This is a genomic window from Serratia sp. T13T92, assembly GCF_047530105.1.
In the GTDB taxonomy this organism is placed as follows: domain Bacteria; phylum Pseudomonadota; class Gammaproteobacteria; order Enterobacterales; family Enterobacteriaceae; genus Chania; species Chania fonticola.
This window is the reverse complement of record NZ_JBLJAK010000019.1, coordinates 54,510-76,588: the sequence shown is the minus strand read 5'-3', so window position 1 is coordinate 76,588 and position 22,079 is coordinate 54,510. Positions and strand designations below refer to the sequence as shown.

13 protein-coding genes are annotated in these 22,079 nt (G+C 57.2%); 10 read left to right on the top strand and 3 right to left on the bottom strand.

Annotated features, from left to right (window positions below; translation table 11 throughout):
• Nucleotides 1-111 precede the first annotated feature (111 nt).
• From bcsR to ACMV5I_RS17730, 9 genes are all read left to right on the top strand, one after another.
• Nucleotides 112-306, top strand: a complete 195-nt coding sequence (gene bcsR / locus ACMV5I_RS17770; protein WP_121608118.1) for a cellulose biosynthesis protein BcsR — start codon at nucleotides 112-114, stop codon at nucleotides 304-306.
• Nucleotides 307-309: 3 nt separating this feature from the next.
• Nucleotides 310-1,047 (top strand): cellulose biosynthesis protein BcsQ, encoded by a 738-nt coding sequence (gene bcsQ, locus ACMV5I_RS17765; protein WP_414824964.1) that lies wholly within the window; start codon nucleotides 310-312, stop codon nucleotides 1,045-1,047.
• Nucleotides 1,044-3,647 (top strand): UDP-forming cellulose synthase catalytic subunit, encoded by a 2,604-nt coding sequence (gene bcsA, locus ACMV5I_RS17760; protein WP_414824963.1) that lies wholly within the window; start codon nucleotides 1,044-1,046, stop codon nucleotides 3,645-3,647. Before bcsQ ends, bcsA begins: the two co-directional genes overlap by 4 nt.
• Nucleotides 3,648-3,708: 61 nt before the next feature.
• A complete protein-coding gene (gene bcsB, locus ACMV5I_RS17755) occupies nucleotides 3,709-6,018 on the top strand; it encodes a cellulose biosynthesis cyclic di-GMP-binding regulatory protein BcsB (protein WP_414824962.1) in 2,310 nt (769 codons plus the stop codon).
• An 8-nt stretch (nucleotides 6,019-6,026) separates the two neighbouring features.
• The gene (gene bcsZ / locus ACMV5I_RS17750) at nucleotides 6,027-7,139 is read left to right on the top strand and encodes a cellulose synthase complex periplasmic endoglucanase BcsZ (RefSeq protein WP_202671694.1); all 1,113 of its coding nucleotides are present in this window, start codon (nucleotides 6,027-6,029) and stop codon (nucleotides 7,137-7,139) included.
• The gene (gene bcsC / locus ACMV5I_RS17745) at nucleotides 7,121-10,594 is read left to right on the top strand and encodes a cellulose synthase complex outer membrane protein BcsC (protein ID WP_414824961.1); all 3,474 of its coding nucleotides are present in this window, start codon (nucleotides 7,121-7,123) and stop codon (nucleotides 10,592-10,594) included. The genes bcsZ and bcsC overlap by 19 nt, the downstream gene beginning before the upstream one ends.
• 317 nt (nucleotides 10,595-10,911) lie before the next feature.
• Complete coding sequence (hmsP, locus tag ACMV5I_RS17740; RefSeq protein ID WP_414824960.1) at nucleotides 10,912-12,924, top strand: biofilm formation regulator HmsP; 2,013 nt, start codon at nucleotides 10,912-10,914, stop codon at nucleotides 12,922-12,924.
• A 315-nt stretch (nucleotides 12,925-13,239) separates the two neighbouring features.
• Nucleotides 13,240-14,532 carry a dicarboxylate/amino acid:cation symporter gene (locus ACMV5I_RS17735; protein WP_202671647.1) on the top strand — a complete coding sequence of 431 codons (1,293 nt, stop codon included), beginning with the start codon at nucleotides 13,240-13,242 and terminating at the stop codon, nucleotides 14,530-14,532.
• 319 nt (nucleotides 14,533-14,851) lie between these two features.
• Nucleotides 14,852-16,348, top strand: coding sequence for a M16 family metallopeptidase (locus tag ACMV5I_RS17730; protein WP_121608111.1), 1,497 nt, complete (start codon nucleotides 14,852-14,854; stop codon nucleotides 16,346-16,348).
• A 477-nt stretch (nucleotides 16,349-16,825) separates the two neighbouring features.
• Here the strand turns inward: ACMV5I_RS17730 and ppiC are convergent, their stop codons facing one another.
• A complete protein-coding gene (gene ppiC / locus ACMV5I_RS17725) occupies nucleotides 16,826-17,107 on the bottom strand; it encodes a peptidylprolyl isomerase PpiC (protein ID WP_021181563.1) in 282 nt (93 codons plus the stop codon).
• A 115-nt stretch (nucleotides 17,108-17,222) separates the two neighbouring features.
• Here ppiC and rep point away from each other — a divergent pair, with 115 nt between their 5' ends.
• Entirely contained in the window at nucleotides 17,223-19,247 is a 2,025-nt protein-coding gene (rep, locus tag ACMV5I_RS17720; protein ID WP_024484191.1) for a DNA helicase Rep, read from the top strand.
• 13 nt (nucleotides 19,248-19,260) lie between these two features.
• On the opposite strand, the gene ppx is transcribed toward rep, so the two are convergent.
• Both ppx and rhlB read right to left on the bottom strand, forming a co-directional pair.
• Complete coding sequence (gene ppx / locus ACMV5I_RS17715; protein WP_024484190.1) at nucleotides 19,261-20,754, bottom strand: exopolyphosphatase; 1,494 nt, start codon at nucleotides 20,752-20,754, stop codon at nucleotides 19,261-19,263.
• Nucleotides 20,755-20,763: 9 nt separating this feature from the next.
• Nucleotides 20,764-22,053 (bottom strand): ATP-dependent RNA helicase RhlB, encoded by a 1,290-nt coding sequence (gene rhlB, locus ACMV5I_RS17710; protein ID WP_024484189.1) that lies wholly within the window; start codon nucleotides 22,051-22,053, stop codon nucleotides 20,764-20,766.
• Nucleotides 22,054-22,079 lie beyond the last annotated feature (26 nt).

Below are 22,079 nucleotides of genomic sequence, written 5' to 3'. Positions count from 1 at the left end.
CAAATCTAGTCATAATAAGGATATTATCCGTTAAGATTCATCTTATTGGCCCAATTTTTTCCGAACGTTGCTATAGTCATTTAACATTAGCCTATTTTATGAGGCGGCAAGATGAATAATGATGCGCTAAGAGGGCTTCGTGAGAAAGCACCAGTAGAACCTCAGGACGACTTGCAGGCTTTGAGCCGCGCTTTTTCGTTGCCTAAGTTAAACTACATCGATATTTCGCGCCAGGAACGGCTAGCACAAATGATGGCCCGCTGGCCGCTGTTGGCGGAGCTAGCCAACAAGACGGGGAGTGCTTGATTCATGCCGGTCATTGCACTGCAAGGGATTCGGGGCGGTATTGGCACTACGTCAATCACTGCGGCGTTAGCCTGGGCGCTACAGCAACTGGGCGAGTCGGTACTGGCAATTGATCTGTCACCGGACAACCTGCTGCGATTACACTTTAATATGCCCTTCGAACTGAACCGGGGCTGGGCTCGTGCAGAGCTGGATGGCACCGGTTGGCCGCAAGGGGCAATGCGTTACGGCAAAAAACTCGATTTTCTGCCGTTTGGCCGGTTAAGCGCGGCCGAACGGGTAAAAATACGGCAGCAACAGAGTGATAGCCCACAACGTTGGCATGATTTTCTGGCTCAGCTGCGTGCCTCTGGGCAGTATCGCTGGATCCTGCTGGATATCCCGGCGGGTGATGGTCCCCAGATTGAACAGCAACTGGCGCTGGCCGATCAGGTTTTCCTGTTGCTCGGCCCCGATGCCAACTGCCATGCGCGCCTGCATCAGCAGCCGTTGCCTACGGGGTGCCACCTGCTGATTAATCACTACTCCTCGGCCAGCCCGTTGCAACAAGATTTGCATCAGTTGTGGCTGCAAACGCTAGCAGGTATGTTGCCGCTGGTGATCCATCGTGATGAAGCGCTGGCGGAAGCAATGGCGGTCAAGCAGCCGCTGGGAGAGTATCGGCCGGAAAGCCTGGCGGCCGACGAAGTGCTGACGCTGGCCAACTGGTGTCTGCTCAACCTGCAGGATGCCGAGGTATGAGCAGGATATTAAGCCTGCTGCTGGTGCCTCCCGTTCACCGGGCGGTGCAACAACGCTACCGCGCTTATCGCCATGCGGGGGCCCCGGCATTTACCGCTGTCCTCACGACCCTGATGGTGGCCATCGGCTGGCTGTTGCTGCGGTTTGAGTCCCCTAGTTGGCAAAAGGTGCAGGCAGGACAAAGCTATTGGTTCCCCCATATTTCCCCCCATCGCCCACGCCCGGCAGACGCGCTGCGTTATTTGTTGCAAGGTTTTTGGTTGCTGGTGACCCACAGCGGCCCGGCCCCGATGGGGCGCCACTACTTTGCCGGTTGGCACCGTTTGCAACTGCGTTACGCCAACTGGCTGCAAAGCTTGCCGCAGCAGTTGCAGGGTGCCGGTATGGAGGAGCGTACGGTACAGCGCCTCAACCGGATGAATCACCGGGTTCGGCAGGTGCTGTTTATTTTTGCTGGCTTATTGGCCGGGCTGCTGGCTCTACTGTGTATTTCCCAGCCCTTTGAACTGCCCGCCCAGTTTATTTTTGTGCTGCTGCTGTGGTGTATTGCCATGGTGGTGCGGCGTATTCCTGGCCGGTTACCCAGCCTGATGCTGATTGTGCTGTCGTTGACCGTTTCCTGCCGTTATTTATGGTGGCGCTATACCTCAACGCTGAACTGGGACGATCCGCTCAGCCTGACCTGCGGCCTGCTGTTGCTGGCGGCGGAAACCTATGCCTGGGTAGTGCTGGTGCTGGGCTACTTCCAAACCGTGTGGCCGTTGAATCGCCAGCCGGTGCCGATGCCAGCCGACAGCAATACCTGGCCGACCGTCGATCTGCTGGTGCCAACCTACAACGAAGATCTGGGCGTGGTTAAGCCCACCATCTATGCGGCGCTGGGTATCGACTGGCCGAAAGATAAAATCAATATCTATATTCTCGACGACGGTAACCGGCCAGAGTTTAAAGCCTTTGCCGCAGAGGTCGGGGTGAAATACATCGCCCGGCCGACCCATGAACACGCCAAAGCGGGCAATATCAACAATGCGCTCAAACACGCTAGCGGTGATTTTGTTGCCATCTTCGATTGCGATCACGTTCCCACGCGTTCTTTCCTGCAGCTGACCATGGGCTGGTTCTTTAAAGACAAGAAGCTGGCGATGCTGCAAACGCCGCACCACTTCTTCTCGCCCGATCCGTTTGAGCGCAACCTGGGGCGTTTTCGTCAGACGCCTAACGAAGGCACCTTGTTCTATGGGCTGGTGCAGGACGGTAATGATATGTGGGATGCCACCTTTTTCTGCGGCTCCTGCGCCATCTTGCGCCGGACGGCATTAGATGAGATCGGCGGTATCGCGGTGGAAACGGTGACCGAAGATGCTCATACCTCGCTGCGTCTGCACCGCCTTGGCCACACCTCGGCCTATATCCGTATTCCGCAGGCCGCCGGGCTGGCAACGGAAAGCCTGTCTGCCCATATCGGCCAACGTATTCGTTGGGCGCGCGGCATGGTGCAGATCTTCCGGTTGGATAACCCGTTACTGGGCAAAGGGCTGAAGTTTGCCCAGCGCCTGTGCTATGCCAACGCCATGCTGCACTTCCTGTCCGGTATTCCGCGCCTGATCTTCCTGACCGCGCCGCTGGCGTTTTTGTTGATGCATGCTTACATCATCTTCGCGCCAGCCTTGGCGATTGCGCTGTATGTGCTGCCCCACATGATCCACGCCAGCCTGACCAACTCACGTATTCAGGGCAAATACCGCCACTCCTTCTGGAGTGAAATCTACGAAACCGTGCTGGCCTGGTATATCGCCCGGCCGACCACCGTGGCCTTGTTCAACCCGCATAAAGGCAAGTTCAACGTCACTGCCAAAGGCGGGCTAGTTACGCAAGAGCATGTCGATTGGGTGATCACCCGGCCTTACCTGCTGTTGGTGACACTCAATCTGGCAGGCCTGGGTTTTGGCGTGTGGCGTTTTTTCTACGGCCCAGCGGACGAGATGATGACGGTGGTTATCAGCCTGATTTGGGTGATCTACAACATGACCATCCTCGGTGGGGCGGTGGCCGTGGCGGTGGAGGCCAGACAGGTACGGCAGTCGCATCGTGTGGAGATCGCCATGCCTGCGGCGATAGCCCGGGCTGACGGACATCTGTTCCCCTGTACGTTGCGTGATTACTCCGACGGTGGTGTGGGTATCGAAATGCGCGTACCGGATCAGTTGCAAGAGCATGACCAGATTGCGCTGCTGCTTAAACGTGGCCAGCAGGAGTTCAGCTTCCCTTGCGTGGTGACGCGATCCCATGGCCGCTCGGTGGGGGTCCGTTTGGTCGAACTCTCAACCCGCCAACATATCGAATTTATTCAATGCACCTTCGCCCGGGCCGATACCTGGGCACTGTGGCAAGACGCATTCCCGGAAGACCGGCCGGTGGACAGCCTGCGGGACGTACTGATACTAGGTTTTCACGGCTACCGGCGCATGGCGGACTATGCGCCGCCAACGATGCGCAAGATCCTGGTCGGCCTGACCTCGCTGGCCACCTGGATCCTGTCATTTATTCCGCATGGCGTAGGAAGAGGCCGAGCTCCAACGGCTTCAGAGACGGTGGCATAGGCTGTGTGTCGCAACCGCCCGTTCGCATGCCCTGCGAACCGGCCCAAAAGATGATGATACGATGACGAGAAAAATAAACTGGTTTACCGCGCTGGCCTTAGGCATCAGTAGCTTATCTCAGGCGGAAACGGCCCCCACTCCAGCGGCTGGCGTGACTCCGCCTGCGAGCACCGTGGCCGAAGCTCCGGTCACCGTACCTATGGGAGTGGCGGTGCCTCAAGCACCCGATGCGCCGGTGCGTGATGTAAAACTGCCGTTTACCGAGGTGGCTCCACCGCCTGGCACCTTTATCCTGCGTGGCACTCGCCCAGAAGGCCAGATCGAGTTTGGCGTGCGCAGTGACGAAGTGGTTTCGCAGGCGCTGTTGGATCTGGAGTTTACCCCTTCGCCGTCGCTGATCCCGGTGGAGTCGCACGTCAAGATCTACCTCAACGATGAGTTGATGGGCGTCATCACCATCACCAAAGAGCAGTTGGGTAAGCCTAATCGTGTCCAGTTGCCGATCGATCCGCGCTATATCACCGATTTTAACCGCATTCGCCTGGTGTTTGTCGGCCATTACCAGAACATCTGTGAGAACCCGGCCAACAGCACGCTGTGGCTGGACGTCAGCAAATCCAGTTCGCTGAGCCTGCGTTACCAGACGCTGCCGGTGAAAAATGAGCTTTCCCACTTCCCGGAACCCTTCTTTGACAGCCGCGACGATCGGCCATTAACGCTGCCGATGGTGTTTGCCGGCCAACCCGATCTGGAACAGCAGCGGGCGGCGGGGATCCTGGCCTCCTGGTTCGGCACCCAGGCGCAGTGGCGCGGTCAGTCTTTCCCGACGCTGTTTAACCGTTTACCGAGCCAGCACGCCATTGTGTTTGCCACCAATAAACAGCGCCCGGATTTCCTGAAGGATTACCCGGAGGTCAACGGGCCGACGGTGGAGATGATTAGCCACCCGGATAACCCCTATGTGAAGCTGTTGTTGGTACAGGGCCGTGATGATAACGACCTGATCACGGCGGTGAAGGGCATCGCGCAGGGTAATATCCTGTTCCGTGGCCAGAATCTGAGCGTGGATAAGGTTGAGCAGTTGGCCGTTCGCCAGCCGTACGATGCGCCAAACTGGGTGCGTACCGATCGGGCGATGAAGTTCAGCGAACTGCAGCAATATGCTCAGCAGTTGCAGACTGACGGCGTCGAACCCGGGCCGATCTCACTGTCGATGAACCTGCCGCCGGATCTGTTCCTGATCCACAGCAACGGCATCGATATGCAGCTGAAATACCGCTACACCTCGCCGCGTATTGAGGATGGTTCTCGCCTGAGCATCAGCCTGAACAATCAGTTTGTGCAGTCCTATGCCCTGGTGCCGGAGCATGAGAAGGGCGCACAGCTGTTGCGTTTGCCGCTGGCTCAGGGATTGCTCGATTCCGACAAGGCGGTCAATATTCCGGTGCTGAAGTTGGGGGCGACCAACCAGCTGCGCTTTGACTTCGATTACACCACGCTGCTGGCCAGCGGTGCCGAAGGGCGTTGCGAAACCTATTCTTTGGTGCCGAACCATGCGGTGATCGACGGCAATTCCACCATCGATTTCTCCGGCTATCGCCACTTTATCACCATGCCCGATCTGCGCGCCTTCGCCAACGCCGGTTTCCCTTTCAGCCGTCTGGCAGATCTGTCGCAAACGCTGGTGCTGGTGAACAAACAGCCGCAGCCCGCCCAGGTGAGCGCCTTGCTCAACGCCATGGGTAACATGGGGGCGCAAACCGGCTATCCGGCGCTGGCTTTTTCGCTGTCCGATGACTGGTCGCAGGCCAAGGAAAAAGACGCCGATATCCTGTTGATCGGCACCATTCCGCCGGAGCTGCGTGATGACAAGAAAATCAACCTGCTGGTAGAAGCGACGCTGAGCTGGGTGAAAATGCCGATGCGCCAACTGCCGCTGCCGAGCATGGATGTACAGCAGGATGACGCTACGCCAGACAGCAAAACCACCATCAGCTCGGAAGGGGCGATGGCGGCGGTGGTCGGTGTGCAGTCCCCGTTCCACGATCAACGCAGCATTGTGGCCCTGCTGGCAGACAGCCCGCGGGGTTATGAACTGTTGAATAATGCACAGCTAGACAGCGGCAAGCGTGCGGCGATGTTTGGTTCGGTGGCCGTGATCCGTGAGTCCGGTGTCGATAGCTTGCGTGTGGGGGATGTTTACTACGTTGGCCATCTGCCATGGTGGGAACGTATCTGGTATGCGTTGTCGACGCATCCGCTGTTGCTGGGCGCGATAGCCGCGCTGGTGGTGGTGATGGCGGCCCTGTTGCTGCGGCGTGGTCTGAAGGCCTTTAGCCGTCGTCGTCTGTCACCGGAAGATCGGGATTAATTGCCATGATGGGGATCTGCCTGCGCCGCCTGCTGCCTGGCCTGATGCTGCTGTGTGCGTTCAGCACGGCGGCAAGCTGTGATTGGCCTGCCTGGCAGCAGTACCAACGGTTTTATCTCAGCGAGGAAGGGCGGGTGATCGATCCCAGCAGCCCGAAGCGCATCACCACGTCCGAAGGGCAGAGCTATGGGATGTTCTTCGCGCTGGTGGCCAACGATCGGCCTGCCTTCGATAAGCTGTTGGCATGGACGGAGAACAATCTCGCCTCTGGCGACCTGAGCGCACATCTGCCGGCCTGGCTGTGGGGGCAGGACGATAACAAAGCCTGGAAGGTGCTGGACAGCAACTCGGCTGCCGATGCGGATCTGTGGATCGCTTACAACCTGCTAGAGGCGGGGCGGCTGTGGCAAAGCCGCCGCTATCAAACATTGGGCACGCTGTTGTTGCAACGGATTGGCCGTGAAGAGGTGGCGAATATCCCCGGTTTGGGTCTGATGCTGCTGCCGGGCAAGATGGGTTTTGTGGCCGAGGATCGCTGGCGCTTGAACCCCAGCTATTTACCGCCGCAGTTGCTGGCCCGCTTTGCCCAATTGAACGGGCCGTGGCGAGCGATGCAGAAAACCAGCCAGCGGTTGCTGCTGGAAACGGCTCCGCAAGGATTTTCCCCAGATTGGGCCGAGTGGCAATCGGGCAAAGGTTGGCAGCCCGATCCCGTCAAACCCAATATCGGCAGCTATGACGCCATTCGTGTCTATCTCTGGGCTGGGATGTTGGCGGACGACGATCCCCATAAAGCGGCGCTGGTGAAGCAGTTCCAACCGATGATGCGCCTCACCGCCCAGCTTGGCGCGGTGCCGGAGAAGGTCGATACCGCCAGCGGGAAAACCAACGGTACGGGCCCGGTAGGCTTCTCCGCCGCACTGTTGCCGCTGCTGGCTGCACAACCCGATGCCCTGGCGGTGCAACGCCAACGTATTCAGGATAACCCTCTGGGTAATGATGCTTATTTCAGCGCCTCTTTGCTGCTGTTCGGTCAGGGATGGGATCAGCAACGCTATCGTTTCAATCGTCAGGGTGAACTTCAACCCGCCTGGGGTAGCCAATGCGCAACTTCACACTAGGCTGGCTAAGCCTGTTTCCTTTAAGCCTGGCTCTGTTGCCACAGGCGCAGAGTGCCGAGAGCGTTGCCCCGGATCAATGGCTGTTGGAGCAGGTGCGCATCGGCGAAGCCAGCAACAAAGATGAGCTGGTGCGTCAATCGCTGTATCGGCTTGAGCTGATGGACCCGAATAACCCTGACGTGATAGCCGCGCGTATGCGCTTGGCTCTGCGGCAGGGTAATCAGGTCTTGGCGCAGCAACAACTGGATAAGCTGAAGGGGGTGGCACCGCAATCCCCGGTGTTCCGCCAGGCAGAAATGAACATGCTGTTGACGCAGCCGGAAACCCGCCAGAAGCTGCAACAGGCACGCCTGATGGCGGCCGCAGGGCGCTTGCCGGAGGCAAAAGCTCAGTACGATGAACTGTTCCACGGTAATCTGCCAACGCTCGATCTGGCGGTGGAGTATTGGCGTCTGGTGGCCAGGCTACCCGGCCAGGAATTAGCAGCGACACAGCAACTACAGGCGCTGGATCGGCAATATCCCGGTAACATCACGCTGCGCATGGCGCTGGCGCGGATGCTGTTCAGCCAGGATCGCGACGCTCAGGCCTATGAGTTGTTACAGCAAGTGGCGGCCGATCCCGCAGGCCGCAGCTCTGCGGCGGATTTGTGGTTGGAACAGGTCAAAGCGTTGCCGGTCAGCCCGCAGAGCGTGGCAGCGTTGAACCGTTTCCTCGGCGTGTTTGAAAGCGGTGAGCAGGCGCTTGGCGCACAGCAGGAACTGGCCCGCCAGCGGACACTGTTGGCCGATCCGGCCTATCGCGCGCGCATGACCGGGCTGGCGCAGGTGAATAAAGGCGGCGGTCGTGCGGCAATCCCGGAACTGAAAAAAGCGTTATCGAGTGCGCCTAATGATGCCGAAGTGCTTGGCGCACTTGGCCTGGCCTATTCCCGTGCCGGCAACCGGCAGCAGGCCTTGAGCCTGTTCCAGCAGGCGCAGAAGGCGGACAAGGATAACTACGACAGCAGCAAATGGCAGAGCCTGATCAAAACCACCCGTTACTGGCTGGCGATCGATGCGGGCGACAAGGCGTTAAAGGCCAATAACCTGCCGTTGGCACAGCAACAGTACCAGCAGGCACGGCAGATTGATAACGGCGACAGCGATGCGTTGATCGGCCTGGGCGACGTTGCCGTAGCCCGTAAGGATGATGTTGCTGCCGAGCGCTATTATCAGCAGGCTCTGCGTCTGGATCCGGCCAGCGGTAGCGCGGTGCGGGGCTTGGTGAATATCTACCAGCGGCAGTCGCCACAAAAAGCGCTGGCCTACCTTAATGGTCTGCCTCGCGGGCAGCAGAATAAGCTGCGCAGCACCCTCGACGGGCTGCAACTGGATATGCTCAAACAGCAGGCCGACGAACTGGCACAGCGCCAGCAGTGGCCAGAGGCGGCGGAAAAGTACCGGCAGGCGCACCAGAAGGATCCTGATGACGTCTGGCTGACCTATCACTATGCGCAAACGTTGCGTCAGGCCGGGAAACCGCAGCAGGCCGACGTGCTGATGCGTCAACTGGCCGCGAAGAAGTCCGGCGATCCGCAGCAGGTTTACGCCTATGCGCTGTACCTGGCTGGCAGCGATCGTGATAACCAGGCGTTGGCCCAGTTGAATACATTGCCCAAAGCGCAGTGGAACGACGGGATGCGTGAAATGGCCCAGCGCTTGCAGATGCAGGCCACGCTCGATCATGCCGAACGGCTCCGAACAGCCGGTGATGAACCCGCGGCAATCGCCTATCTGCGCCAGCAGCCCCCGGCAACGCGCATCGACCTGACCTTGGCAGACTGGGCACTAGAGCGGGGAGCATATGACGAGGCACTGGCGGATTATCAGCGGGTGCGTGCGCGTGAGCCGAATAATCCGGATGCACGGTTGGGCGAAATCGAAGCCTATGTGGCGCAAGGTCAGCTGAGCGAGGCACGCCAACGGCTGCAAACGGCACCAGCGCAACCGGATGAGTCGATCAATGGCCAGCGCCGTGTTGCTAATGCCTGGACGGCTGTGGGCGAACCGCAGAAAGCGACCGATATTTTCAAACAGTTAAAAGTGGCCGCCCAGCAAGAGCCGCCGGGGCAGGCTAAAGCCTTGGTATATCGTGATGCCGCCAGGCTGGAGCAAAAGCAGTTGCAACCGCAACCGGCGCAGCAGGATTATCGCCAGGCGATGGTGGCCAGCAGCATTGCGCTAACGGTACCTGAGGATAATGACGGTTATAGCCGTCTGACCCGCAATAACGCTACGGATGACTGGCTAAAACGCGGCATTCGCTCCGATGCCGCCGATCTCTATCGCCAACAGGACGTCAGGGTCACGCTTGATCACGACTACTGGCGTTCGAGCGGCACCGGTGGCATCTCGGATTATCAGGCGCATGACACCATGTTGCAGGTGGATATGCCGCTGTATGACGGCCGGGCGTTCCTGCGTTCCGACACCGTCCAACTGAATGCGGGTAGCTTCTCGACCGATAATAATGGTAAGTACTTCGAAACCTTTGGCACCTGTAACACACAGGGTTGCCGCGGTGACGAACGGCAAAAAACCACCGGCACCAGCGTGGCGGCCGGTTGGGCCAACGACCATTGGCAAACCGATATCGGTACCACCCCGATGGGATTTGAAGTGGTGGACTGGGTTGGCGGCGTGGCCTATAGCGGTGACTGGAACCATATCGGTTGGACGCTGGGCGCCTCGCGGCGGCCGATTACCAGCTCGCTGTTGGCCTTCGGCGGGACTCGCGATCCGAACACCGGCACTACCTGGGGGGGCGTGCGTGCTACCGGTATCAACCTGAGTGCCAGCTACGATCGCGGTGAAGCCAACGGCGTGTGTGCCGATCTCAGTGCTCATCAGCTTACCGGCCATAATGTCGAGGATAACCAGCGCCAGCGCTTGATGGCCGGTTATTACTATAAGGTGATAAACGAAGATAACCGCCGCGCCACCGTTGGGCTGAGCACCATGCTCTGGCACTATCAGAAGGACTTGAGCGGTTACTCTCTTGGGCAGGGGGGTTATTACAGCCCGCAGCAATATGTTTCGCTGGCGGTGCCGGTGAACTATCGCCAGCGCACGGAAAACTGGTCGTGGGAAGTGGGGGGCTCGGTGTCGATTTCGCACTCGAAAACCAACGATGAAAAACGCTATCCCCTGCAAGGACTGATCCCAGACTCCCTGCCAGACAAGGACGCGGTGGAAAGCGGTGGCTCCTCCTCCGGCGTGGGTTATACGCTGCGAGCCCTGATCGAACGCCGCCTCAGTTCCCATTGGACGCTGGGGGCCGGCATCGATATTCAACAGGCTAAAGACTATACCCCGAGCCATGCGTTGATTTATCTGCGTTACTCGCTTGCCGGTTGGCAGGGCGATCTCGATCTGCCACCGCAGCCGCTGACGCCGTACGCCGACTTCAAGTAACGTGAAATGGTCGATTCGTGGTGTCGCCCACAGGGTAGTTTTGCTACCCTGTGGCTATTCCGGCTAGGATAATACCGAAACCCGCGCTTTTCCTGCTGCCACCAAGCGGTTGGTAAGGTAAACACGTGGGGCAATCGAGTATACTCAAGCCGCGTACCCAGCAAGCAATATTTCCCCTTACCCAGCCCCTCCTTGCAGGAACTGATACGGAGCTGCGGTCAGGCACAAGAGTTAGGTTTTAGCACATTCACTCCCTTCGCCCTGTGGGAGAGGGTTAGGGTGAGGGGCGTCATTGATTAATCTAGGAGTGCAGGTTTTTGCGGGTCAGGCGTTCATTAACGATTAAGCAGATGGCGGCGGTGTCTGGTGTGGCACTGGTGACGATCTTTATCTTCATCGTGATCCAGCTATTCCACTTTGTGCAGCAGCGCAGAGATGACTATGCCCAGCAGTTGGAGAATGTGGCCCAGGCCGTGCGTCAGCCGCTGGCAGAAGCCGTGCTGCGGATGGATGTGCCGGAAACCAAACGCGTGCTCAACTCTCTGCAGCCGGTGGGGATCCTCACCCGAGCGGATATCGTCCTGCCTAACGAGTTTCAGGCGCTACATGCCAATTTCCCGCCGGAACGCCCGGTCCCTGCGCTAGTGGCGCGTATCTTTGAGCTGCCGGTACAGATTTCGGTGCCGCTCTATTCGCTTGAACGGGTGCCTGCCAATCCTCAGCCGCTGGCCTATCTGGTGTTGCAGGCCGATTCGTACCGCATGTATCAGTTTATCCTCAGCACGCTATCGACCATGTTGTCGACCTATCTGCTGTTGGCGCTGATCCTGTCGATCGCCGTTAGCTGGTGCATGAACCGGCTGCTGGTTTATCCATTGCGAGCCATGGCGCGCGAACTGGAAAATGTCCCTCAGGAAGATCTCCCTTACCACCAACTGATGTTGCCAGCCCAACATCAGGACGATGAATTAGGCTTGCTGGTGCGCAATTACAATCGCAATCAGCAAACGCTGGCCAAGGCGCATACCGCCATGAGCCGCCTGAGTACCCATAACTCGATGACCGAATTACCCAATCCGGTGCTGTTTGCCGCGCTGCTTGAACAGCATATTGCTGCCAGTATGAGGCCAGCGCGCTTTAATCTGTTGGTCGTGGGGATCGAAACCCTGCATGAAGCCTCCGGCGCGCTGAACCCATCCATGCGTGAAGCACTGTTGCTGACGCTGGCGAAAAAACTGCGTCAGGTTATCGGTGTGGACTGCGTGCTGGCACAGCTGAGCAATGCCGAGTTTGCCATCCTGGCGAAAAATATTGAGCAGCCCATTCACGCCATGCAGTTGGCCAGAAGAGTGATGGTGGCCATCAATGCACCGCTGAACCTGCAACAGAAGATGCCGCTGCGGCCAAGCGCCAGTATCGGTATTGCCCATTATCCCAATTCGGGGGAAAGCGCGGAGCAACTGCTGCGTAGTGCCACCTCGGCCATGATGTCGGCGCATCGTGAGGGTAAAAATCAGATCCTGTTCTTCGAGCCCTGCCTGACCGAAAAAACCCAAAAGCGTCTGACGCAGGAAAGCGAGATCCTGCTGGCCATTGAGCAACGTCAGTTTGCACTATTCCTGCAACCGCAGTGGGATATGCAAACCAATCAGGTGACCGGCGCGGAAGCCCTGCTGCGTTGGCAACTGCCCGACGGACAGATTATTCTCCCGGCGGATGTGATCCCGCTGGCGGAGGAGTTGGACGTGATCGTGCCATTGGGTAACTGGGTGCTGGAAGAGTCATGTCGTATTCTGGCCGCGTGGCAATCCCAGGGCATCACGTTGCCGTTGGCGGTAAATATTTCGCCGATCCAGCTGCAGCATAAAGACTTTGTGCCTCAGTTGAAACGGCTGCTGGACGAACACCAGATCGATCCGCATAAGCTGCTGCTGGAAATCACTGAGACGGTGCGTATCCACGACCTTGATGGGGCGTTGGAACTGCTACGGGAATTGCATGATTTAGGTGTGTCGATCGCCTTGGATGACTTTGGCATGGGCTATGCCAGCCTGAATTACCTCAATCGTCTGAAATCCTTGCCAATTGATCTGATTAAAATCGACAAAAGCTTTATTGATGGGCTGCCGGAGGACGATGCGATGGTGCGGATCGTCAGCTCGATTTCCGAGGTGCTTCATCTGCCGGTAATGGCGGAAGGGGTGGAAACCACGGCGCAGCGAGACTGGCTGTTACAGCACGGCATTCGCACTGGCCAGGGCTTCCTGTTTGCCAAGCCTTTACCCCGCAAGGAGTTTGAAGCGCAGTTTGCCTCCGTTGCCAAAGCGTGACCTGTTTTACCAAGCGCTGATTTTTTATCCTCCCTCCTGGTACTTTTCAGGCGGGAGAGGCCACTTTATTTCCCTGTCAAAAACTAGTTTCTACCGCTACCTATTCTGAGTTAATGCAAAGAAAAGCTTCCGTAACGCTGGAACTTGTACACTGACTGACGCGTTTCAGCTCTTAAATTCACACCAATATGCCTGTACTACGGCAACAATTTATTTCCATGTTGTTATGGGGGTGTTATTTTCCGCGCAAGCGATAAACAGGACGGACGAGTGATTGCCCGCCTGCCGCGTTGTCCCCCCCCAAAGGATGTGCTAATGAAAACAACTATATTTAAGAGCCTCTATTTTCAGGTGTTAACAGCGATTACGCTGGGGATCCTGCTTGGCCATTTCTACCCTGAACTCGGTGCCCAGATGAAACCCCTGGGCGATGGATTTGTTAAATTAATCAAAATGATTATCGCTCCGGTGATCTTCTGTACCGTGGTGACCGGTATCGCGGGCATGGAGAGCATGAAGGCCGTGGGCCGTACCGGGGCGATAGCCCTGCTGTACTTTGAAATCGTCAGTACCATTGCGTTGCTGATCGGCCTGGTGATCGTGAACGTGGTGCAACCCGGTGCCGGGATGAACGTCGATCCGGGAACGCTGGATGCTAAAGCGGTGGCGGTCTATGCCGAGAAGGCTTCTGAGCAGGGGCTCGTGCCTTTCCTGTTGGATATTATCCCGGGAAGCGTGGTGGGTGCCTTTGCCAGCGGCAACATCTTGCAGGTGCTGCTGTTTGCGGTGCTGTTCGGTTTTGCCCTGCATCGCCTGGGTGAGAAAGGCCAGGTGATCTTTAACGTCATCGACAGCTTCTCCCGCGTGATCTTCGGCATCATCAACATGATCATGCGCCTGGCACCGCTGGGGGCCTTTGGTGCCATGGCCTTCACTATCGGTAAATACGGTGTGGGCACCCTGCTGCAACTGGGCCAACTGATTGTCTGCTTCTATGTCACCTGCTTACTGTTTGTGGTGGTGGTGTTGGGCTCGATTGCTCGCTACAACGGCTTCAGCATCTTCAAATTTATTCGCTATATCAAAGAAGAGCTGTTGATCGTACTGGGGACCTCGTCTTCCGAATCGGTGCTGCCACGCATGCTCGATAAAATGGAAAACCTGGGGTGCAAGAAATCGGTGGTGGGCCTGGTGATCCCGACGGGCTACTCGTTCAACCTTGACGGCACTTCGATCTATCTGACGATGGCGGCGGTGTTTATCGCCCAGGCCACCAACACCCATATGGACATCATGCATCAGGTGACCTTGTTGGTGGTGTTGCTACTCTCCTCGAAAGGGGCAGCAGGGGTGACCGGCAGTGGCTTTATCGTACTGGCAGCGACCATTTCGGCGGTAGGGCATTTACCGCTGGCCGGTCTGGCGCTGATCCTCGGTATCGACCGCTTTATGTCCGAAGCCCGCGCCTTGACCAACCTGGTTGGTAACGGTGTGGCGACGGTAGTGGTGGCCAAATGGTGTAATCAACTGGATGAGAAGCAGCTGCAAGACGTGCTGAATAACAGAACAGATAAGGTTGCTACTGACAAACAGCTGCCTTCTGCCTAAGTTTTTTCCTGCCCTCGACATCGGCTGCCATGGCAGCCGATGTCATTTTCCCTTGCTTCTTGTTCATTTTTTCTCCATAACACCCTACAGCTATTATTTTTCACTGTGATGAGTGACATCCGCCAAGGCGCGCGGTCTAACAGAATGGTACACTTTGCGCTTTCCGCCCTACGGTGAAACTCAGGGTGTGATCGTTGCTGTGCCACGCACAGTTCAGGCCGTACTCGTCAACATCGCGGCGAGACGATGCCTTATATTCCAATGAACGGAATATCCGTATTTGCATAAAAAATTGGCTAGTCATTAAGTAGGGGTTCACATGCAGGGCACCAGAATTCGTCTTTTAGTGGGTGGGCTGCTGTTGGTTGCGGCCAACGGCAGCGTGCACGCTGAAGCGCTACAACCTGATCCTGCCTGGCAGCAGGGGCAGCTGAATAACGGTTTTTCTTGGCAGATCCTTGATACACCACAGCGCCCGAGCGATCGCGTTGAGTTAAGGTTGATGGTCAATACCGGATCGCTGGTGGAATCTGCCCAGCAGATCGGTTTTGCCCATTTGCTGCCGCGTATTGCGATTACGCGCAGCGAGAGTTTTACCCAGCCTCAGCTCCAGTCGCTGTGGCAACAGAGCGTGGACAGTGAACGGCCATTGCCGCCAGCCATTAGCTCTTATGATTTCACCATCTACAACCTGAGCCTGCCCAATAATCGCCCCGATCTGTTGAAAGAGGCGCTGGCCTGGCTGGCAGATACCACGGGTAAGCTGGCTATCGATGAGCCAACGGTAGAAGCGGTGATGAACTCCAATATGGATCCTATCGGTATCTTCCCGCCGGATCCCAAAGACAGCTGGTGGCGTTATCGCCTGAAAGGCTCAACGCTACTGGCACACGATCCGGGCCAACCGGTCAAGCGGCCGGTCAATATCGAACAGCTGCAGAAATTTTACCAGCAATGGTATACCCCGGACGTCATGACGTTGTACGTGGTGGGTAAAGTTGATAGCCGTAGCCTGACCGAACAGATCAACAAGGCGTTCTCGCCTCTCCAAGGCAAGCGCGAAGCGCCGGCAACCATGCCAACCCTGACTCCACTGCCGCCGCAGCCGGTCAGTCTGATTAGCGATCAGGTGAAGCAGGATACGCTGTCGATCATGTGGGATACGCCATGGCATCCGATTCGCGATTCGCAAAGCCTGAGCCGTTACTGGCGCAGTGATATGGCCCGTGAAGCCCTGTTCTGGCACATTCAGCAGGTGCTGCAAAAGAGCGAGCAGAAAAACATCAAGCTGGGCTTCGACTGCCGGGTGCAGTATCAACGCGCCCAGTGTGCGATCCATCTGAATTCACCGAATGATAATCTGAACAACGGCCTGGCCTTTATTGCCCGCGAATTGGCTAATGTGCGTAACAACGGCCTGTCTCAGGATGAGTTCAATGCCTTGCTGGCACAGAAAACCGATCAGTTGAGCAAACTGTTTGCCACCTATGCCCGCACCGACACCGATGTGCTGATGAGCCAGCGTCTGCGTTCACAGCAAAGTGGCGTGGTGGATATCGCTCCGGAGCAATACCAGAAGCTGCGTCAGGCCTTCTTGTCGTCACTGACGCTGGAATCGCTGAATCAGGAACTGAAGCTGCAACTGTCGCAGGATGCCACCTTGGTGCTGTTACAGCCGAAGGGGGAGCCGGAGATGAATATGAAGCAGCTCCAGGAAACCTATAACGGGATCATGGCGCCAGCACCGGCTGTGGTGAGCGAAGAGCCAAAACCGGTGGATGCGGCTACCGCAGCACCGGAAGCCAGCGCACAGTAATCATTGCCCCTCACCCCAACCCTCTCCCACAGGGAGAGGGAGCTGCCCGGAGAGCCTAGTTAGGCCGTGCAGATTTGGAGAGTTGGGAGTAAAAAGAAAGGCAGGTATTACGCAGAGAAATCAACGAAACCAAGGTGAGTCAGCCGGTGCTCAGAAGGAACACGACATTATCAGCCTAACTCGATCGGTCCCCTTGTATGTTTAAAGACACTTTAATTACCCATCCAAAGGCGGGTAGACTTTAACCGAGTTGTACCTGATGCCACAGCCCGTTTCTCCCACAGGGAGAGGGAGCTGCCCGGAGAGCCTAGTTAGGCCGTGCAGCTTCGGAGAGTTGGGAGTAAAAAGAAAGGCAGGTATTACGCAGAGAAATCAACGAAACCAAGGTGAGTCAGCCGGTGCTCAGAAGGAACACGACATTATCAGCCTAACTCGATCGGTCCCCTCTCCCTGTGGGAGAGGGTTAGGGTGAGGGGCCTAGTTGCGATACAGTACCTTGATGATGTGATAGCCGAACTGGGTTTTCACCGGGCCATAGGGCTTGAGCAACGGGATGCTGAACACTGCCTTATCGAAGGCAGCGACCATCGTCCCCTTATTAAACTCACCCAGGGAGCCGCCGTTGCGTTTGGACGGGCAGCTCGAGTATTTGCGCGCCAGCGTGTCAAAGCTGACGCCGCGCTTGAGTTTGGCCAACAGTTCGTTGGCTAGTGTTTCGTTATCCACCAGGATGTGCAGCGCGCTAGCGGTCTTCGCCATCTTAATAATCCAATCAGTCGTGTAGAATTTGCCGCCATTATACCTGTTAAATCTGTTTGGCGCTTTCTGCTACAATCCTTCTCCCCTGCACTCCAATATTGAGCAATAAAGCGCCATGCGATTAAACCCCAGCCAACAACAAGCCGTCGAATTCGTTACCGGGCCTTGCCTGGTACTGGCCGGTGCCGGTTCCGGCAAAACGCGTGTGATCACCAATAAAATCGCCCACCTGATCCACCAATGTGGCTATCAGGCCCGGCATATTGCCGCCGTAACCTTTACCAACAAGGCGGCGCGTGAGATGAAAGAGCGTGTGGCGCAAACCATGGGGCGCAAAGAGTCGCGTGGCCTGATGATCTCCACCTTCCATACGCTGGGGCTGGAAGTGATAAAACGCGAATATGCCGCGTTGGGGATGAAGTCCAACTTCTCGCTGTTTGACGATCAAGACCAGCTCGCGTTGTTGAAAGAACTGACCGAGAAGTGGCTGGAAAACGACAAGACGCTGGTGGCACAGCTGATCTCGACCATTTCCAACTGGAAGAACGATCTGGTGGATCCGCAGCGGGCAATGGGGCTGGCGCGCTCAGAGAAGGACAAGCTGTTCGCCCACTGCTACGGGCTGTATCACGACCATATGAGAGCCTGTAACGTACTGGATTTTGACGATCTGATCCTGCTGCCCACCTTGTTGCTACAGCGTAATGAGGAGGTGCGTGAGCGCTGGCAGAACCGTATCCGCTATCTGCTGGTGGATGAATATCAGGACACCAACACCAGCCAGTACGAACTGGTGAAACTGCTGGTGGGTAACCGCGCACGCTTTACCGTGGTGGGGGATGACGATCAGTCGATCTACTCCTGGCGCGGTGCGCGTCCGCAGAACCTGGTACTGCTAAAGGAAGATTTTCCGGCGTTGCAGGTGATCAAGCTTGAGCAGAACTACCGTTCCAGCGAACGTATTCTGAAGGCCGCCAATATCCTGATTGCCAACAACCCGCACGTCTTTGAAAAACGCCTGTTCTCCGAACTGGGCTACGGCGAAGAGTTGAAGGTGGTCACGGCCAACAATGAAGATCACGAGGCCGAGCGGGTGGTGGGGGAACTGATCGCCCATCACTTTGTGAAGAAAACCAATTACGGCGACTATGCGATCCTCTATCGCGGAAACCACCAGTCGCGTGTGTTTGAAAAAATGCTGATGCAGAACCGCATTCCGTACAAGATTTCTGGCGGCACGTCGTTCTTCTCGCGCCCGGAAATCAAGGATTTGCTGGCCTATCTGCGGGTTTTGACCAACCAGGAAGACGACAGCGCCTTCCTGCGTATCGTTAATACGCCGAAGCGGGAAATCGGCCCGGCGACGCTGCAAAAGTTGGGGGAGTGGGCCAACCAGCGTAACAAGAGCCTGTTCCACGCCAGCTTCGATCTTGGACTGGGCCAGTATCTGACAGGCCGGGGGCTGGAGTCATTGCAGCGTTTCACCCATTGGATGGAAGGTATCATCCAGATGGTAGAGCGTGAGCCGGTGGCAGCGGTGCGCGATTTGATCCGCGGCATCGACTATGAAAGTTGGTTGTTTGAAACCTCGCCCAGCCCGAAAGCGGCCGAAATGCGCATGAAAAACGTCAACACGCTGTTTGGCTGGATGACCGAGATGCTGGAAGGCAGCGATCTGGACGAACCGATGACGCTGACCCAGGTGGTCACGCGCTTTACGTTGCGTGACATGATGGAGCGCGGCGAAAGCGATGAAGAGCTGGATCAGGTACAGCTGATGACTCTGCATGCTTCCAAGGGGCTGGAATTCCCCTATGTGTTCCTGGTGGGGATGGAAGAGGGGTTATTGCCGCATCAGAGCAGTATTGACGAGGATAATGTCGATGAAGAACGGCGTTTGGCCTATGTGGGGATCACCCGCGCCCAGAAAGAGCTGATTTTCACCCTGTGTCGTGAACGTCGCCAATACGGTGAGTTGGTGCGGCCTGAACCCAGCCGTTTCCTGTTGGAACTGCCGCAGGACGATCTGGCTTGGGAGACGGAACGCAAGGTGGTTAGCCCGCAGGAGCGGATGGAGAAAGGCCAAAGCCATTTGGCCAGCGTGAAGGCGATGTTGGCCAAGGCCAAGGGCGGTAGCTGAGGCAGGGACGTTTTTAAGACTGCTCTTCCAAAAACAGCGGCCAGTGGGCATAGCTCTGCCAGTGGCTTTCCTGATCCAGTGCCTCTGCGCGCAGCGGATGTCGCTCTAACCAGCCGTGCGGCAAAATCACATGCAACTCTTCATCGTTGGCACGCAGGCGTACCGCGGGCAGGGTATCGTCACGGCGGCGGCTGGCAAAGATGATGGCCAGACGCAACAGACGACACATGCGCTGTGCCACGCGGGGCGGCACGGCGTTTTGTTGGCTCAGTAGCGGCAGATCGAGGGCATTGCTCTGGTTTTGCAGCAGGGTGGCTAACAGTTTTTTCTGCGCCGGGGTAAAGCCGGGTAAATCAAGATGGCTGACCAGATAGGCGGCGTGTTGAGGAGCCTGTTTGAAATCGACGCTCAGGCCGATTTCGTGGATCAGGCAGGCCGCATGCAGTAGCTCACGACATCGCGTATCCAATTGCCATTCGTTGGTGGTTTGCAAACAGAAGTTCGCGGCCAACTGGCTGACGCGTTCGGCCTGCTCGATATCCAGCAGGTAACGGCGTTGCAGGTTACGTAACGTGCGGCTGCGGATATCCTGCTCGACCGGCAGATGTAGCATGCCATACACCAGCCCTTCGCGCAGAGCGCCACCGGCCAGCGTCATGCTTTCAATGCCTAACTCCTGGAAAATGGCCAGCAGTATCGACAGGCCGCTTGGGAACACCAAGGCACGTTCCAGCGTCAGCCCTTCGATTTCCAGCTCTTCCAGCTTGCCACACTGAATGGCGCGTTGTTTCAACTGCCGCAGCTTGGGCAGGGTAATACGTTCGTCCATCCCCTGCGCCACCATGATTTCCTGTAGCGCTTGCACGGTACCGGAGGCGCCGACGCAAATCTGCCAGCCATGTTGACGAAGTTGTGGGGCGATCGGCCGCACCATTTCACGCGCGGCCTGTTCGGCGGCTTCGAAGTTATCCCGCTCCAGATTACGATCGCTGAAGAAGCGTTCGAGCCAGGTGACACAGCCCATTGAAAGGCTATACAGCTGGGCGGCCTGCGCCCCTGTACCTACGACCAACTCCGTGCTGCCACCCCCGATATCGACCACCAGACGCCGATCCGGGCCGCCTGTGGTATGGGCAACGCCGTGGTAAATCAGGCGGGCTTCTTCTTCGCCGCTGATAACCTGAACGGGGCAGCCAAGGATAGTTTCGGCGGTTTGCAGGAACTCGGCTGCGTTATTAGCCAGGCGTAGCGTTGCGGTGGCGACGACCCGAATTTGATCGCGCGGGATATCCTGCAGGCGTTCCGAGAACAGCCGCAGACATTGCCAGCCGCGCTGCATGGCTTCCTGTGACAGGTGATTGTGCTGATCCAGCCCGGCCGCCAGGCGCACTTTGCGCTTGATGCGAGCCAGCGTCTGGATACTGCCAGCCACCTCACGTACCACCAACATATGGAAACTGTTGGAACCCAGATCGATGGCGGCATAGAGGGTGCTGGAACCTGGCATAGTCGTCTATTAGCCCGAACGTTTACGGTTGTTACGTGGCGCACCACCACGACGTGGCGCGGAAGAGTTACGGCGTGGGCCGTTGTTGCCTCGTGGGCGCACCAGGCGCTTCGGTGCTGGCAGATCGCTCAGCAGCGCATCGCTGTTGTACTTGCTCACAGGAATGCTGTGGCCGGTATAAGTCTCGATGGCGGGCAGATTAAGCGCGTACTCTTCACAGGCCAGGCTGATGGAGTGACCGCTTTCGCCCGCGCGGCCAGTACGGCCAATGCGGTGCACGTAGTCTTCGCAGTCGTCCGGCAGATCGTAGTTGAAGACGTGAGTCACCAACGGGATATGCAGGCCGCGTGCGGCGACATCGGTGGCGACCAGGATATCCAGGTTACCCTTGGTGAAATCGTCCAGAATACGCAGGCGTTTTTTCTGCGCCACGTCGCCGGTCAGCAGGCCTACGCGGTGCCCGTCGGCAGCCAGATGGCCCCAGATGTCTTCACAGCGGTGCTTGGTGTTGGCGAAGATGATGCAGCGGTCCGGCCACTCTTCCTCGATCAGCGTCTGCAGCAGGCGCATCTTTTCTTCGTTGGAAGGGTAGAACAGCTCTTCCTGAATGCGGTGGCCGGTTTTCTGTTCCGGTTCAACTTCCACATATTCGGCATTGTTCATCTGCTCAAAGGCCAGTTCGCGTACGCGATAGGACAGGGTGGCAGAGAACAACATGTTCAGGCGTTGATCGACCGCAGGCATACGGCGGAACAGCCAGCGGATATCTTTGATAAAGCCCAGATCGTACATGCGGTCGGCTTCATCGAGCACCACAACCTGGATAGCACCCAGATCGATATAATTTTGTTTGGCGTAGTCGATTAAACGGCCGGTGGTTCCCACCAGAATATCTACGCCGCTTTCCAGCACTTTCAGCTGTTTGTCATAGCCATCGCCGCCGTAGGCCAGGCCAAGCTTCAACCCGGTAGACTGCGACAGAGCTTCTGCATCGGAATGGATCTGCACCGCCAGTTCACGCGTAGGCGCCATGATCAAGGCGCGCGGCTGGTTGGTCTGGCGACCTTCTTTCGCCGGGTGGGACAGCAAATAGTGAAAAGTAGACGCTAAAAATGCCAGCGTCTTTCCGGTACCGGTTTGCGCCTGACCTGCAACGTCGCGCCCACTGAGGGTGAGCGGCAATGCTAACGCCTGGATGGGCGTGCAGTTGTGAAACCCTTTTTTCTCAAGGGCTTCAAGGACTAACGGGTGCAGGGCGAAGTCGGAAAACTTCTGTTCGGTCAAGTGTGTTTTGCTCATAGTGTGGTAGAATATCAGCTAACTAT

Bases quoted from the DNA above. Each gene is read 5' to 3' on its own strand.
- rep (WP_024484191.1), top strand. From the start codon at position 17,223: ATGCGATTAAACCCCAGCCAACAACAAGCCGTCGAATTCGTTACCGGG.
- ppx (WP_024484190.1), bottom strand. From the start codon at position 20,754: ATGCCAGGTTCCAGCACCCTCTATGCCGCCATCGATCTGGGTTCCAAC.
- bcsZ (WP_202671694.1), top strand. From the start codon at position 6,027: ATGGGGATCTGCCTGCGCCGCCTGCTGCCTGGCCTGATGCTGCTGTGT.
- rhlB (WP_024484189.1), bottom strand. From the start codon at position 22,053: ATGAGCAAAACACACTTGACCGAACAGAAGTTTTCCGACTTCGCCCTG.
- bcsA (WP_414824963.1), top strand. From the start codon at position 1,044: ATGAGCAGGATATTAAGCCTGCTGCTGGTGCCTCCCGTTCACCGGGCG.
- ACMV5I_RS17735 (WP_202671647.1), top strand. From the start codon at position 13,240: ATGAAAACAACTATATTTAAGAGCCTCTATTTTCAGGTGTTAACAGCG.
- bcsC (WP_414824961.1), top strand. From the start codon at position 7,121: ATGCGCAACTTCACACTAGGCTGGCTAAGCCTGTTTCCTTTAAGCCTG.
- bcsQ (WP_414824964.1), top strand. From the start codon at position 310: ATGCCGGTCATTGCACTGCAAGGGATTCGGGGCGGTATTGGCACTACG.
- ppiC (WP_021181563.1), bottom strand. From the start codon at position 17,107: ATGGCGAAGACCGCTAGCGCGCTGCACATCCTGGTGGATAACGAAACA.
- bcsR (WP_121608118.1), top strand. From the start codon at position 112: ATGAATAATGATGCGCTAAGAGGGCTTCGTGAGAAAGCACCAGTAGAA.
- bcsB (WP_414824962.1), top strand. From the start codon at position 3,709: ATGACGAGAAAAATAAACTGGTTTACCGCGCTGGCCTTAGGCATCAGT.
- ACMV5I_RS17730 (WP_121608111.1), top strand. From the start codon at position 14,852: ATGCAGGGCACCAGAATTCGTCTTTTAGTGGGTGGGCTGCTGTTGGTT.